A 13,436-nucleotide genomic window follows, 5' to 3' on the forward strand; every position below is an offset into this window, starting at 1 on the left:
TCATCGCTTAACCGGACTCGATCACCCTATGTCGAACATCGCTGACACCATCAAGAACGACGTGATTACCGCCATCAAAATCAGCGGCATTGTGCTGGATGAAATCATTGCTGAACTGCACCCGCGGATTGGCGCCATTATCCTCAAGCGCTGGAATTTCCCCGCTGACCTGCAGGATGTTCCGTTACTTTATAACCAGTTCGACCGCAGCCCTGCCAAGGCTGATTACAGCGATCTGGTGATGATAGCGACTCTGCAGAGAGTTGCCGGAACCGATCACCCTTGGGCTCAGATGGACTGGAGCACCATTAGCGCGTTCGAACGGCTTGGGCTAGATCCTGAAGGAAGTGACGATGAAAACCTGGATGCCCAGATGGCGGCCGCCATGGCGATGCTGCAGTAGCGAGAGCAGGGAAAGCCAACGCGGGGAACATCAGGGGCGCTGGGGCAGCGCCCAGTCAATAGCGCCAAGACCCCTCTCACCCAGCCATTGATTGGCCCGGGAAAAATGTTGACAACCTAAAAAGCCGCGATAGGCGCTCAGGGGTGATGGATGCGGCGCCTCCAGTACCCGATGTTTTTGGTGATCAATACCGCGGCCCTTTTTGTGGGCGTAACTGCCCCAGAGCATAAACACCACTCCCTGGTCCTGCTCATTGACTGCTGCGATCACAGAGTTGGTAAATTCTTCCCAGCCCATACCTTGATGCGCACCAGCACGGCCCTGTTCGACGGTTAAGACGCTGTTCAGCAGCAATACGCCTTGGTCAGCCCAGGCCTGCAAACACCCGTGCGCTGACGGCTCTATGCCAAGGTCACTGCGAATTTCCTTAAACATATTAACCAGCGATGGCGGCGTACGGGTACCGGGCAACACCGAAAAGCTCAAACCGTGGGCCTGGCCCGGCCCGTGGTAAGGGTCCTGCCCCAGAATCACCGCTTTCACCTGTCCCAACGGCGTACTGTTCAGCGCGTTAAATACCTGGCGCGCCGGTGGGTAAATATTCTTACCCGCCGCTTCCTCTGCTGCTAAAAACGGCGCCAAAGACGCCATGTACGGCTGCCGGAACTCTTCTGCCAGCCGTTCCGACCAACCGCGGCCGGGCAGCAGTTGCTGCGCCAGCCCCTGCAGCGGTGTCATCGCTTAGCCTTCGCTCTTTTTGCTGTCCGCTTTGTGTTCCGGGCGCATGGCCGGGAACAAGATAACGTCGCGGATAGACGCGGAGTTGGTGAGCAGCATAGCCAGACGGTCGATACCAATGCCTTCGCCCGCGGTGGGCGGCATGCCGTATTCCAGCGCCATCACATAGTCTTCATCGTAGAACATGGCTTCGTCGTCGCCGGCGTCTTTTTCCGCCACCTGGGCGCGGAAACGCTCGGCCTGGTCTTCAGCGTCATTCAACTCGGAGAAGCCGTTGGCAATTTCGCGGCCGCCGACAAAGAACTCGAAGCGCTCGGTGACAAGCGGATTGCTGTCTTTGCAGCGGGCCAACGGTGACACTTCTTTCGGGTATTCGGTAATGAACGTGGGCTGCATCAAGCGGTGCTCGGCAGTTTCCTCGAAAATCTCGATGTGCACTTTGCCAAGGCCCCAGTTGTCCTTCATTTTAACGCCCAGGTCTTTCGCCATCTGCCACGCAAAGCTTTCGTCCGCCAGTTGCTCAGCGCTGACGTTTTCGTTGTAGCGCACAATAGCGTCAACGACGGTCAGCCGATCAAACGTTTTACCAAAGTCGTATTCAATGCGGGTTTCGTTACCGTCGGCGTCAACCGCCGTATTCACCACCAGGCTGGAGCCCAAAACCTGCTCGGCAATGCTGCGCAGCATGTCTTCGGTCAGATCCATCAGGTCGTTGTAGTCGGCGTAAGCCTGGTAGAACTCGACCATGGTAAATTCCGGGTTGTGACGGGTCGAGAGCCCTTCGTTACGGAAGTTACGGTTAATTTCAAACACCCGCTCGAAACCGCCTACTACAAGGCGTTTCAGATACAGTTCCGGCGCGATGCGCAAGTACATATCAATACCCAAGGCATTGTGATGGGTCATAAACGGCCGTGCCGTGGCGCCACCGGGAATCACCTGCAACATGGGGGTTTCAACTTCCATGAAGTCACGATCGGCAAAAAACTGGCGCATGGCGGTAATGATTTTCGAACGCGTCAGGAACACCCGGCGACTGTCTTCGTTGACCATCAAATCCACATAACGATGACGATAGCGGGACTCGGTATCAGTCAGGCCTTTGTGTTTTTCCGGCAGCGGACGCAGAGATTTTGTCAGCAGCAGGTAGTCGTCCATGGTGACGTAAAGGTCGCCCTTACCTGAGCGCGCCAATATGCCGCGAACCCCGATAATGTCCCCCAGATCCCAGTGCTTTGTGGCCTTTTGCACGTCTTTGGAGGCGTACACCTGAATTCGGCCAGTCACGTCCTGAACTACCTTAAACGCCTTGCGATCCAGCATCATGCGGCCGGCAATGGCCACAGGAATCGCCATGTCTTCCAACTGTTGCTTGCTATAATCCGCGTATTTTTCCAGCAGCTCGGCAGCGGTACTGTCGCGACGAAAATCGTTGGGAAACGCATTGCCCTGCTCGCGAATATCCGCCAGTTTAGCGCGGCGCTCGGCAATCAGCTTGTTGTCATCGGGCTGGGCATTGTGCATCTGTTCAGTCATTTTGGCTCACTGGGAATAAGAATCGGGTTAGTCCGGATCAAAGGGAAGGGCGCTGGGTCACAGCGCCATTTTCAGGCTGGCTTCAATAAACTTGTCGATATCGCCATCAAGTACCGACTGGGTATTGCTGGTTTCTACCTTGGTGCGCAAATCCTTGACACGGCTGTCATCCAGCACGTAAGAGCGGATCTGGCTGCCCCAGCCGATGTCGGACTTGGAGTCTTCCAACTTTTGCTTCTCGGCGTTACGGGCCTGCATTTCGTGTTCGAACAGCTTGGCTTTCAGCTGTTTCATGGCCTGATCTTTGTTCTGATGCTGGCTACGACCGGCTTGACAGGCTACAACAATGCCAGTTGGGTTGTGGGTCAGACGCACGGCCGACTCGGTGCGGTTAACGTGCTGGCCACCAGCACCAGAGGCACGATACACATCCACCCGCAGATCCGCCGGGTTGATTTCAATAACAATACTGTCGTCTACCTCAGGTGCCACAAACACCGATGAAAACGAGGTGTGGCGGCGGTTACCGGAATCAAACGGCGACTTGCGTACTAAACGATGCACGCCGGTTTCGGTGCGCAGCCAGCCAAAGGCGTAATCGCCCTGAATGTGAAGCGTAGCGCTCTTGATGCCCGCCACTTCGCCTTCCTGCAACTCGACAATCTCGGCCTTGAAGCCACGGCGCTCGGCCCAGCGCAGATACATGCGCAGCAGCATATTACCCCAGTCTTGGGCTTCGGTGCCGCCAGAGCCGGCCTGAATGTCCAGATAGGCGTTGTTGGGGTCCATTTCGCCGGAAAACATCCGACGGAACTCGAGCTTTTCCAACTTTGCATCCAGCTCTGCAAGATCATTTTCGATGTCGGCAACCGTGGCTTCGTCGTCTTCTTCAACGGCCATCTCAAGCAGGCCCTCGGCGTCGGTCAGGCCGCTGGTCAGTCGATCAATGGTGGACACGATCAGCTCCAGATCGGAGCGTTCTTTACCCAGAGCTTGCGCCCGCTCGGGATTTTCCCAAACGCTGGGCATTTCCAGTTCGCGCTCTACTTCGGTCAGACGTTCGCTGCGCTGGTCGTAGTCAAAGATACCCCCTGAGCGCTTCAGTGCGCTCACGCAGTTCTTTGATCTTCATAACAATGGGATTAATTTCCATGAAATGCGGACTCGCTCTGGCAAGTGATGATTAAAACAAGGGCCTGATTCTACCGGAAATCCGCCGTTAAATCAGCCGCTACAAAGCCACACACAACGGGCTTTTTTTGCGTTTGGGACACACCCTTTTGCCTGACCCACTAATTCAGCACGAAATTGGCAAGGATTTCGCAAAAACTGGCACAAGTTTCGCTATTTCCTCATCAACACACGGTTAAATGCCCAGGCGCAAGGTTTGATGGACAGAGTGGAGATGGACGATGGCAATCTGCTTCCGCATTTAGTGGCATAGCCCATGCGAAACGGCTTCAGAATCAATTTGATGTTGCCTATCTACATTACCGCACGCCGATTCGCAGCGGCCACGCCAACACCAGGGTTTACAGCGCTATGTTGGAGTGTGCCAGCCACCTTAGCGTTCATAACGCTGATCCGCTGCGTTGCAGCCAGCGACGAGCTGCTGCTTCTGGCGTTAAACCAGATCCTTCTGCCCGACCCTGCTGTGGAATCACTGATCACCTCATTGAGACACCAGCTGGTAAAGCACATTGCCGACAGTGGCGAGCTAGAGGATGGGCTGCAACAGCTCGCGGCAGCGCCATGGCCGAGGCGACAGATATTGATAACATTGTGTTCTGGCTATGGTCAGTAACGAAGTGCAGTGGAAGCTGGTCAAAGCTCGCGACGAAGACGGTCACAGTCTGGCCACAGGCCCGGTGCAGCAGCAGATTCGCGAGGAAGCTCTCGGCAGTCACGTTCAAAGTTTGCTAGGCCAGCAACTGAGTGTGTACTTTCAGCGTCGGCGCTGATTGCGACAACTCTGACTATCGCGAATCAGGAAAACACAACGGGCCTTAACAGCCCGTTATTCGTTGCCTCTACAAGTAAGGGGAAATAGCTTCTCCATACAGGTGCAGTTCTTCGAGAATGTGCCGCTGTTGCTGAGTGACATCTGGCTTAGCCATCAGGCGCTGGAGTTCCGCGCCATAGTCGGCAAGTGACAACCAACCTTTCGCTGGTTGGGTCAATCTCTGCTCCCGAAACTGCTCCCAACGCTCCATTTCCTCACCGCTCAAGGTATCCGGATAATTGCGAGCACGATAACGAAATAGCATTTCGGCCAAGCGCTGGTCGGTAAACTGGAATTCGCTTTCGGCAAGCTGCTGCGGCTCCATTGCCAGCGCGCGATCCAATTGCCCACGATCCCCCGGGCTGAGAAAGCCGCCCGCATAAATCTGTTCGTCCGGATCCGTCAGCTTAGTGTCGTAATCACGCTCGAAAGCAGCAGCCACGCGCTGCCCAAAATCTGGCCCTGCCTGGCGCAGAATGGCCAGATGGCGACGCATCTGCTCACCATCCAGGTCCAGCTGTTGCAAACGTTCCGGCGAGAGCGTTGCCAGCATGGTCGCCGGCGCCAATACCGGGCACTTGTTCAGCTGAATCGCCTTTAGCGGGAATCGGCGAATGCCTTCCGGTAACGCAGACTGCGCGGTAAAAACCTGCTCGCGAATCTGCTCAACGCTGGCGTTAATCAGTTCATCAGGGTTTTCACGCAAATCATAAACAATCACCTGATTCTTGTTGCTGGCGTGTTCGGCAACTGGCGCCACCAGCGCGCAACTGCCCTGGCTGGCCGGGTACTTTCCGGACACGTGAAAAACCGGCTTTCGTGTGGAGGTATCCAGCATTTTGCGGGCCGCCTGCTTGGATTTGTTGGCCAGCGCAAATTCAAACAACCGGGGTTGGCGCTCCTTGATCAGTCGCGCCAGCGCAAGCGTCGCGGTTACATCAGACATGGCATCATGGGCTTGGCCATGTTCAAGGCCATTGGCTCGGGCCAAATCCTCTAGGCGAAAGCTCGGGCTACCATCGGGCTTTAGCGGCCATTCTATGCCTTCTGGACGCAGCGTATAAGCCAGGCGCACCACATCAATCAGGTCCCACCGCGAATTACCATTTTGCCATTCCCGGCCGTAAGGGTCGCGCAGGTTGCGATACAGAGTATTGCGGGTTACTTCATCATCAAAGCGCAAACTGTTATAGCCCACCACACAGGTGCCAGGCTGACTGAAGGCGCTGTTGATCATCGTAATGAATTCGGCCTCGGGATAGCCTTCCTGCGTGGCTTGCTGCGGTGTTATCCCGGTAATCAGACAGGCTTCAGGGGCCGGCAGATAATCATCAGAGGGCCTGCAGAAAATAACCAAAGGCTCTTCAATAATATTGAGCTCGCTGTCAGTGCGGACACCTGCAAACTGACAGGGTCGGTCGTGCAATGGGTCGACACCGAAGGTTTCGTAATCGTGCCAGTAAAATGTGGGGGTCAAAACCGCAAGCTCCTGCAAATAATACGGCGCTGATTCTGACAGAAAATACTGCCTGCGCCCGGTTGTAGCCGGCATACACAAAAGCACCGGCCATTTATATGTATACAGATCTCATACAATTAACGTAACACCAATGTACACACGAGGCTTCACTGTTATAATATCCAGACACTTCCATTTTGTCTGGGCCTGCACATGTTACCTGACATACTGATTTGCGACGATTCCGAGATGGCTCGCAAACAGATGGCCCGAGCTCTGCCAACCGCACTACGACACCAGGTCAGCTTCTGCCGCAATGGCAGTGAAGCGCTTGCCCATATACGCAACAGCGTGCCAGACCTGCTGTTTCTGGACTTGAATATGCCCGACCTGGACGGCTACGTGGTGCTCGAGCATCTTCGCAGCGAACAGATCGAGCTGCTGACCATTGTGGTGTCTGGTGACATTCAGCCCCAGGCAAAGGCCCGGGTTTTTAGTTTGGGGCCGTGGCTTTTCTTAACAAACCGACCGCCCCGACAGCGGTTGCAGGGCTTCTTGCCCAATACGGCATTTACCGCGAGCCAGAGGAATCACCACCTTCGGGCTCGCAGCCTGAAACCGACACCCCGAGCCACCCTGCAAGCACCAACCCTGACCCGCAATTATTGCTGAATGACTACCTGCGGGAAATCGCCAACGTCGCCATGGGGCGCTCATCAGACCTGTTAGCACGTTTACTGGGTATTTTCGTACGCCAGCCGATACCAAAAGTGGCTTTTATTGCCAGTTCCGAACTGCACATGACCATCGCCGCGGCGGATGATGAAGCGCATTATTCGGCAGCATGCCAGGGCTTCACCGGAGCCGGAGTTGCTGGCGAAGCCATGCTGCTGTTCGCAGACAGCAGTTTTCGCGAAATGGCAGAAATGCTGCACTACGACAACCTGGACGGCCCGGCGGTCAATATTGAAGTACTAATGGACATGTCCAGCATTTTGTTCGGCGCATTTTTGAAGGGCATTGGCGATCAGATGGATTTACGGCTGGGCCTTAGCCACCCAACGGTACTAGGTCAGCACCGACAGATTGCCGAACTGCTGGACCACCATCATAATCACGAGCAACAACTGTTGTGCATTGAAATTACTTACACCATAGAAAATCACAATATCCAGTGTGACATGCTTGTGCTGTTTACCGAAGATTCGCTGCCATTTTTGCAGCAACGTTTACAATACCTGGCGGAGTAACGAATGCCATCATTAAACCCGGAAAGCGTAAGCTCGTTCCACTGGATGGCTGACATGGTTGAGTCTGTGGAGGTTGGCCTGGTCGTGCTAGACCTGAAGTTCCGCGTGCAGATGTGGAACGGCTTCATGGAGCACCACAGCGGCATGACCGCCAGCAAAATTCACAATCAGGTGTTGTTCGAGCTGTTCCCGGACATCCCCCGCGCCTGGCTAAGCCGCAAAGTTGAAGCCGTGACCCTGCTGAACACTCGCGCGTTTACGTCGTGGGAGCAGCGCCCTTACCTGCTGCGCTTTCGCAATACCCGGCCAATTACCGGTACCGAAGAGTTCATGTATCAGAACCTCACCATCAGCCCGCTATGCGGTCCATCCGGGAAAGTAGAAAAAGTGTGCCTGATGATCTACGACGTTACCGATATTGCCAGCAGCAAACGTGCACTGGAGCGCGCTAACGATCAACTTGCCAAGCTAAACATGATCGACAAACTGACGGGACTGCTTAACCGTGGAACCTGGGAAAATCTACTGGATGCGGAATTCTCACGCCATCAGCGCTACGGCGGCAATAGCACATTGGTGATGTTTGATATTGACCACTTTAAGGCCATTAACGATCGCTTCGGACACTTGGCAGGAGATGAAGTCATTCGCCACACCGCAGCAACAATCCGCAGACACTTGCGCCATTCAGACAGCGCCGGGCGTTATGGCGGAGAAGAATTCGGTATTATCCTGCCGGAAACCGATACGGAAGGGGCTCTCACTATTTGCGAGCGCATTTTAAGCGCCATTTCCCGCGAACCAGTGACGGTAGACAGCCACAACATTACCTACACCATCAGTATTGGTGTCGCACCATTAACTGATAGACCAAAAAATTATATGGCTTGGCTAGAACAGGCCGACCAGGCTATGTACTCGGCAAAACAGGCTGGGCGCAATCAGATTGTCACGTTTTCGTGACGGTTTTTGATGGTAGCTGCGGCAATTCAATAGCCAGCTTGAGCCCCGGTAGTAATGCTTGCCACTAAAAACACAAACCGGAGCGCTAATGAATAGACGCTCCGGTCAGTTAAACACTATGACTGCAGACAGATTATGACTCGCAGACTAGTCCTGCCAGCTCTGCACTGCCTCTTTTCCGTGCTTTTCACGCCACTCGTTAAGCGTCTTGTGGTTGCCGCCACGGGTTTTAACCACTTCGCCGGTGTGCGGGTTGCGATAGGTTTTTTCCGGACGCTTGGCGCGATTTCCACCGCCAGTCGTAGCGGTTGGTGTCGAAGCAATGGACGGATCAATCGCTGCCAGAATTTGCAGGACGTCTTTCGGTGATTTGCTGTATTCGCCCATCAGTTCGCGGACTTTAGTTTCAAACGCCAATTCGCTTTTCAGCGCTTGATCTTCTTCCAGCTTCTCCAGCTCTGCCGCCAGCTTTTCCATCAGCTGCTTCTTTTGATAATAATCGTTAATTTTCGCCATGAAATTTAAACCTTAAGGTCTGAAGTGCCTGATATGAACGATGACACTATACCGATCGTATGTAGTCACCAAAATGTCGATATCAATAGTAATGAATCAGTAACGCCAAATCAAAGTATTAATGAAATATCCACCGTATTAAAACTTACAATCACTTCAGACTCCAAAACCTCTGCCGTTTTTGTTAAGGCATTATCAATTATCACTGATTTCTTAATGACGTTATCGGCACAGATATACGCTGATTTTTCTGCATGAATTCAATCAACACAATTGCTCGCTCATCGCCATCATAACATTGAAATATTGCCCGCATGCCAGCAAACGGGCCTTCCGCAACGTCTACATCGTCGCCACTTTTAATGCCACCCGCGGACGCAACCTTGTCAAGACTGGCGCGCAAATGATCGATCACTTCATCTTCAACCGGCAGAGGTTTACCACCGAACCCAACAATTCTTATCACACCACGAGTAGAACGCAGTTTTGACCAGACTGGATTCAATTGCGACAAATTGATAAAAATATAGCCCGAGAACAGCGCCTCTAGTTTGCAACTACGCTTTCCCGAGCGCAGCTTCTCAACCATCACTTTCGGGTAAAAACAGGGAATGTCCTGATTTTGTAAATGCATAAGAGCACGATCTCCTTGACTGGGCTTGCACTGCAGGACATACCACTTCATAAAAGAGCCTATTAGTAATGCCTGGTGGATTATACGTACAGCTGGTTTGCTGATATCGCGCACCTATCTACAACCCATTTTCAACAGTCAATAGCAACCAGTCGCAACGACCGCTATCGCCACATAGGCGTAGCCCACAATTGTAACGCGAATATGGCAGCAAGATCATTGGCAAACACTACGCGTGAACGGCCCGTAGGCTACCCTGAAGTAGACACTGACTGATTTAAGGATGACATGTGTATGTACGCACTGGATCAAACTCGATGCCGTTCGTTATCCCGGCATCATTATCTCCGCCAGCGGCATGGCGAGTGGCGGGCGGGTACTGCACCACCTGAAAACCCTGCTGCCCAATCATCGCAACAGCGTTATTTTTGCAGATTTCCAGGCGCAAGGCACCCGCGGTGATGCTTTGGTTAACGGAGCCAGCGAAGTAAATTCCACGGTGAATACTGGCCGGTGAAGGCGCAAATACACAATCTGACGTCACTGTCGGCCCACGGCGACTACAACGAGATTCTTGAATGGTTGCCAGCGACCAAATGCGCCGTCGCCTGCATGAAACCCTGGGTTGGAACGCCAAGGTGCCGGAGCTGAGAGCTGAGGTAGATATATGATGTGGCACGCGCTCTGGGTGCGTTTTTTTGTAAGCCTGAACTTACACAACAAAGGGTAAAAGGCTTACAACAAAGCGCAGCGGAATTGGTTACACTTTAGCGGTCAAGGATGACACGCTGGCATGGAATGCCAACACATGGAAGAAACCCCACGGAACCGGGGGCGCTCGAAGGAGTCGGGCATACAAGGATGGAATTCAGGGAAGATGCGCCCAGGATGGGTGAAACCTGACGGATCAGGCCGGGGTCATAGTCACGGGCAACACAGCTGGCAAGGATGTCAGCTGTGCCGTGCGCCCCCGTAGCAACCTACTTTCTTATCTCCTGAAGTTCCGTCTGCCCTTTTCGGCTCTGGTTTAGTCCCATGTTGCCGTGTGGATACTAACCACAACAACCGACGAGAACGTCCGGAGTTAAATCATGAAACGCAGCTCACTGCTCGCTACGCTTACTCTTTTGTTAAGCCTGATGTCCGGCTTTGCCTTTGCTCAGGCGGCGAGCATCAATATCAATACCGCCGACAGTACCAGCCTGGCCTCGCTTTCAGGCATTGGCCAAAGCAAAGCCGAAGCGATTATCGAATACCGAAAGGCCAATGACCCGTTCACCAGCGCCCAAGACTTGACAAACGTTAAGGGTATTGGCGCACGAACGGTCGAAAAAAATGCAAACCGACTGACGACTCAAGACACAAATAGCCCCAAGGCACCCTAACAAAACGGGTGGTTGCGCTTAAGCAACCACCCGTTTTGTTAACGCCAGCCTGACCGCTGCCTTATAACATTTCGATCGCCATCGCAGTTGCTTCACCACCGCCAATACACAGGGCCGCAACACCTTTCTTTTTGCCGTAGCGCTGCAGCGCGTACATCAGAGTAACCAAAATTCGCGAACCTGTTGAGCCTACGGGGTGGCCCTGGGCACAGGCACCGCCATGAACGTTCACTTTATCCGGGTCAAGCCCTAGCTCTTGAATGGGCATCATCGCAACCATGGCAAAAGCCTCGTTGATTTCGTACAGATCAACGTCGTCCTTACTCCAGCCGGTTTTGGCAAACAAGGTTTCAAGCGCACCCACCGGGGCACAGGTGAATTCTGACGGATGCTGGGATTGCGTGCTGTGGGCAACCACTCGGGCCAAAGGTTTGAGCCCGCGCTTTTCAGCCTCGGATTCGCGCATCAGTACCAGCGCAGATGCGCCGTCAGAAATAGAAGAGGCATTGGCAGCCGTGATGGTGCCGTCTTTGCTGAACGCAGGACGCAAGGTCGGGATTTTTTCCAGGTTGGCGTTAAATGGCTGCTCGTCGTGCTCTACCAGGATGTCACCCTTGCGGGTTTTAACGGTTACCGGGACAATTTCGTCTTTTAGCAGGCCCTGTTCAATTGCGCGTTGCGCACGCTTGAGGGAGCTGATGGCGTAGTTATCCATGTCTTCTCGGGTATAGCCTTTTTTATCAGCCATTTCCTGCGCAAAAGCGCCCATCAAACGGCCCGTTTGAGCATCTTCCAGGCCATCAAAAAACATGTGGTCCTGAGGTGCATCGCCTGGGCCCATACGGTAGCCACTGCGCGCTTTTAACAGCAAATACGGAGCGCTCGACATGTTCTCCATACCCCCAGCTACCATGATGTCGTTGCTGCCTGCTTTGATCAGGTCATGGGCAAGCATCGCCGCCTTCATACCCGAACCACACAACTTATTGATGGCGGTTGCACCAGTGCTATCTGGCAAGCCGGCTTTGCGCATGGCCTGTCGCGCGGGGCCTTGGCGCAAACCCGCAGGTAATACGTTGCCCATGATCACTTCTTGTACGTCACCGGGCTGTAAACCAGCGCGACGCACGGCTTCAGCAATGCACACAGCACCCAGCTCCGGTGCAGGCACAGAGGACAAACTGCCCTGAAACCCACCCATTGGCGTACGCACTCCACTGACAATTACAACCTGATCGCTGCTGCTCATATTGGTTTCCTATCCCCTTAATAATGACATCGTTGTTATCGGCAGGAACTCGCTGGCCCGAGCGTATTCCAGTATTCAAGCCGCTGTATTAAAGCTCACGGTTTATGGGGCGCGGCCAGATAGTCCTGGGATTGCATCTCCAACAAGCGCGATTCTGTGCGCTCAAATTCGAAATTCAACCGGCCACCGGCGTATAATTCTACAATTGGAGCCGCCGCCGAGATAATCACTTTTACATTACGATCGTAAAATTCGTCGATCATATTAACAAAGCGCCGAGCCTGGTCGTCTTTATCCTTGCCCAACAGCGGCACGTTGCTGATGATAATAGCGTGGAACTGGCGGGCCAGCTCGATATAGTCATTCTGGCTGCGAGGACCGTCGCACACCGCTTCAAAATCGAACCACACCACGTCATCGGCGTGGGCACGGGCTGGAATCTTGCGACCGTTTATTTCCATCGATTTACTGTGCTTGCCTGCTTCGACCGCCAAATTCTCAAAGCTCTTGGTCAGACTGGCATCGGCTTCAGCCCCCAGCGGTGAATGATAAAGCTGGGCTTGCTCCAGCGTGCGTAAGCGGTAATCTACGCCGCCATCCACATTCACCACATCGGTATGTTTTTTTACCCGCTCAATAGCCGGAAGAAAGCGCGCCCGCTGCAGACCGTCTTTGTACAAGCCGTCAGGAACAATGTTAGACGTGCACACCAAAGTAACGCCACGCTCAAACAGACCTTGCATTAAGGTTGCCAGTATCATCGCGTCACCAATGTCGGACACAAAGAACTCGTCAAAACAGATGACCCGGGTTTCATCGGCAAATTTTTTGGCTACGAGCTCCAAGGGATTCTTTTGCCCCTTCAACAGCTTGAGTTCATTATGAACACGTTGCATAAAGCGGTGAAAATGCACTCTCATTTTGCGATCGAACGGCAGGGCCTCAAAAAACGTGTCCATGAGATAGGTTTTTCCGCGGCCAACGCCGCCCCAAAAATACAGACCTGTGATCGGTTCCTTTTTGCCCTTTCCCTTGCCCAGCTTACGACGCAATTTTGACATCTTGCTGTCGCGGGAGCTTTCCGCTGCCACCAGTTTGTCGTAAAGTGATTGAAGACGCTTTACCGCATCCTCCTGCGCAGCATCACGCAGGAACTCCGGACGCTGGAGGTCCTGCTGGTAGCGTTGCCAGGGTGGCATATTGATCGAACTGGCAGTGGGCATAGACGCTGTCATCAGTGGTTTCCGCGGGTTACTGGTTAATTTTGGCGCTACATTCTCGCGCAATTTGAGTTTTTCGCC

The 13,436-nt window shown here is 53.5% G+C and carries 12 protein-coding genes and 2 pseudogenes; 6 read left to right on the top strand and 8 right to left on the bottom strand.

The window, feature by feature from the left end; genetic code table 11:
- Positions 1–28: 28 nt before the first annotated feature.
- Positions 29–403: a hypothetical protein gene (locus A3OI_RS18950; protein ID WP_018402335.1), complete on the top strand. Its 375-nt coding sequence runs from the start codon at positions 29–31 to the stop codon at positions 401–403.
- A gap of 30 nt (positions 404–433) precedes the next feature.
- Here A3OI_RS18950 and ung read toward each other — a convergent pair whose 3' ends face one another.
- The 3 genes from ung to prfB form a co-directional block, all read right to left on the bottom strand.
- Entirely contained in the window at positions 434–1,141 is a 708-nt protein-coding gene (gene ung / locus A3OI_RS0100135) for a uracil-DNA glycosylase (RefSeq protein ID WP_018402336.1), read from the bottom strand.
- A 3-nt stretch (positions 1,142–1,144) separates the two neighbouring features.
- Entirely contained in the window at positions 1,145–2,677 is a 1,533-nt protein-coding gene (gene lysS / locus A3OI_RS0100140) for a lysine--tRNA ligase (protein ID WP_018402337.1), read from the bottom strand.
- A 57-nt stretch (positions 2,678–2,734) separates the two neighbouring features.
- Positions 2,735–3,830, bottom strand: a protein-coding gene (prfB, locus tag A3OI_RS0100145; RefSeq protein WP_155902976.1) for a peptide chain release factor 2 whose coding sequence is annotated in 2 segments (ribosomal slippage) — positions 2,735–3,757 and positions 3,759–3,830 — 1,095 coding nt in all. Because the reading frame shifts where the segments join, the coding sequence is not laid out codon by codon here.
- Between the two features lie 640 nt (positions 3,831–4,470).
- Between prfB and A3OI_RS22995 the strand changes: the two genes are divergently transcribed.
- The gene (locus A3OI_RS22995) at positions 4,471–4,638 is read left to right on the top strand and encodes a hypothetical protein (protein ID WP_177313666.1); all 168 of its coding nucleotides are present in this window, start codon (positions 4,471–4,473) and stop codon (positions 4,636–4,638) included.
- 69 nt (positions 4,639–4,707) lie between these two features.
- Here A3OI_RS22995 and sbcB read toward each other — a convergent pair whose 3' ends face one another.
- The gene (gene sbcB / locus A3OI_RS0100160; protein ID WP_018402339.1) at positions 4,708–6,231 is read right to left on the bottom strand and encodes an exodeoxyribonuclease I; all 1,524 of its coding nucleotides are present in this window, start codon (positions 6,229–6,231) and stop codon (positions 4,708–4,710) included.
- 120 nt (positions 6,232–6,351) lie between these two features.
- Between sbcB and A3OI_RS24525 the strand changes: the two are divergent.
- Both A3OI_RS24525 and A3OI_RS0100170 read left to right on the top strand, forming a co-directional pair.
- Positions 6,352–7,388: pseudogene (locus tag A3OI_RS24525) on the top strand (response regulator).
- Between the two features lie 3 nt (positions 7,389–7,391).
- Positions 7,392–8,351, top strand: coding sequence for a sensor domain-containing diguanylate cyclase (locus tag A3OI_RS0100170; RefSeq protein WP_018402340.1), 960 nt, complete (start codon positions 7,392–7,394; stop codon positions 8,349–8,351).
- Positions 8,352–8,498: 147 nt separating this feature from the next.
- On the opposite strand, the gene A3OI_RS0100175 is transcribed toward A3OI_RS0100170, so the two are convergent.
- Together A3OI_RS0100175 and rfaH are read right to left on the bottom strand one after the other, a co-directional pair.
- On the bottom strand, positions 8,499–8,867 hold the full coding sequence (locus tag A3OI_RS0100175) for a histone-like nucleoid-structuring protein, MvaT/MvaU family (protein ID WP_018402341.1): 369 nt from the start codon (positions 8,865–8,867) through the stop codon (positions 8,499–8,501).
- 202 nt (positions 8,868–9,069) lie between these two features.
- The gene (rfaH, locus tag A3OI_RS0100180) at positions 9,070–9,552 is read right to left on the bottom strand and encodes a transcription/translation regulatory transformer protein RfaH (protein WP_081622853.1); all 483 of its coding nucleotides are present in this window, start codon (positions 9,550–9,552) and stop codon (positions 9,070–9,072) included.
- Positions 9,553–9,808: 256 nt separating this feature from the next.
- On the opposite strand from rfaH, the pseudogene A3OI_RS24355 reads away from it, so the two are divergent.
- A pseudogene (locus A3OI_RS24355) lies at positions 9,809–10,172 on the top strand (MBL fold metallo-hydrolase RNA specificity domain-containing protein); the annotation flags it as partial.
- A 420-nt stretch (positions 10,173–10,592) separates the two neighbouring features.
- Positions 10,593–10,886, top strand: coding sequence for a ComEA family DNA-binding protein (locus tag A3OI_RS0100195; protein ID WP_018402344.1), 294 nt, complete (start codon positions 10,593–10,595; stop codon positions 10,884–10,886).
- A 61-nt stretch (positions 10,887–10,947) separates the two neighbouring features.
- Here the strand turns inward: A3OI_RS0100195 and A3OI_RS0100200 are convergent, their stop codons facing one another.
- Together A3OI_RS0100200 and zapE are read right to left on the bottom strand one after the other, a co-directional pair.
- The gene (locus A3OI_RS0100200; protein ID WP_018402345.1) at positions 10,948–12,135 is read right to left on the bottom strand and encodes a thiolase family protein; all 1,188 of its coding nucleotides are present in this window, start codon (positions 12,133–12,135) and stop codon (positions 10,948–10,950) included.
- Positions 12,136–12,230: 95 nt separating this feature from the next.
- Positions 12,231–13,334 carry a cell division protein ZapE gene (gene zapE / locus A3OI_RS0100205; protein ID WP_228702857.1) on the bottom strand — a complete coding sequence of 368 codons (1,104 nt, stop codon included), beginning with the start codon at positions 13,332–13,334 and terminating at the stop codon, positions 12,231–12,233.
- Between the last annotated feature and the right edge of the window lie 102 nt (positions 13,335–13,436).

The sequence above is a fragment of the Marinobacter gelidimuriae genome (assembly GCF_000372805.1).
Classification (GTDB): domain Bacteria; phylum Pseudomonadota; class Gammaproteobacteria; order Pseudomonadales; family Oleiphilaceae; genus Marinobacter; species Marinobacter gelidimuriae.

Excerpts from the sequence above, each read along its gene's own strand:
- sbcB (WP_018402339.1), bottom strand. The coding sequence starts at position 6,231 with ATGCCGGCTACAACCGGGCGCAGGCAGTATTTTCTGTCAGAATCAGCG.
- A3OI_RS0100170 (WP_018402340.1), top strand. The coding sequence starts at position 7,392 with ATGCCATCATTAAACCCGGAAAGCGTAAGCTCGTTCCACTGGATGGCT.
- A3OI_RS0100195 (WP_018402344.1), top strand. The coding sequence starts at position 10,593 with ATGAAACGCAGCTCACTGCTCGCTACGCTTACTCTTTTGTTAAGCCTG.
- A3OI_RS0100200 (WP_018402345.1), bottom strand. The coding sequence starts at position 12,135 with ATGAGCAGCAGCGATCAGGTTGTAATTGTCAGTGGAGTGCGTACGCCA.
- ung (WP_018402336.1), bottom strand. The coding sequence starts at position 1,141 with ATGACACCGCTGCAGGGGCTGGCGCAGCAACTGCTGCCCGGCCGCGGT.
- A3OI_RS22995 (WP_177313666.1), top strand. The coding sequence starts at position 4,471 with ATGGTCAGTAACGAAGTGCAGTGGAAGCTGGTCAAAGCTCGCGACGAA.
- zapE (WP_228702857.1), bottom strand. The coding sequence starts at position 13,334 with ATGCCACCCTGGCAACGCTACCAGCAGGACCTCCAGCGTCCGGAGTTC.
- rfaH (WP_081622853.1), bottom strand. The coding sequence starts at position 9,552 with ATGAAGTGGTATGTCCTGCAGTGCAAGCCCAGTCAAGGAGATCGTGCT.
- A3OI_RS0100175 (WP_018402341.1), bottom strand. The coding sequence starts at position 8,867 with ATGGCGAAAATTAACGATTATTATCAAAAGAAGCAGCTGATGGAAAAG.
- A3OI_RS18950 (WP_018402335.1), top strand. The coding sequence starts at position 29 with ATGTCGAACATCGCTGACACCATCAAGAACGACGTGATTACCGCCATC.
- lysS (WP_018402337.1), bottom strand. The coding sequence starts at position 2,677 with ATGACTGAACAGATGCACAATGCCCAGCCCGATGACAACAAGCTGATT.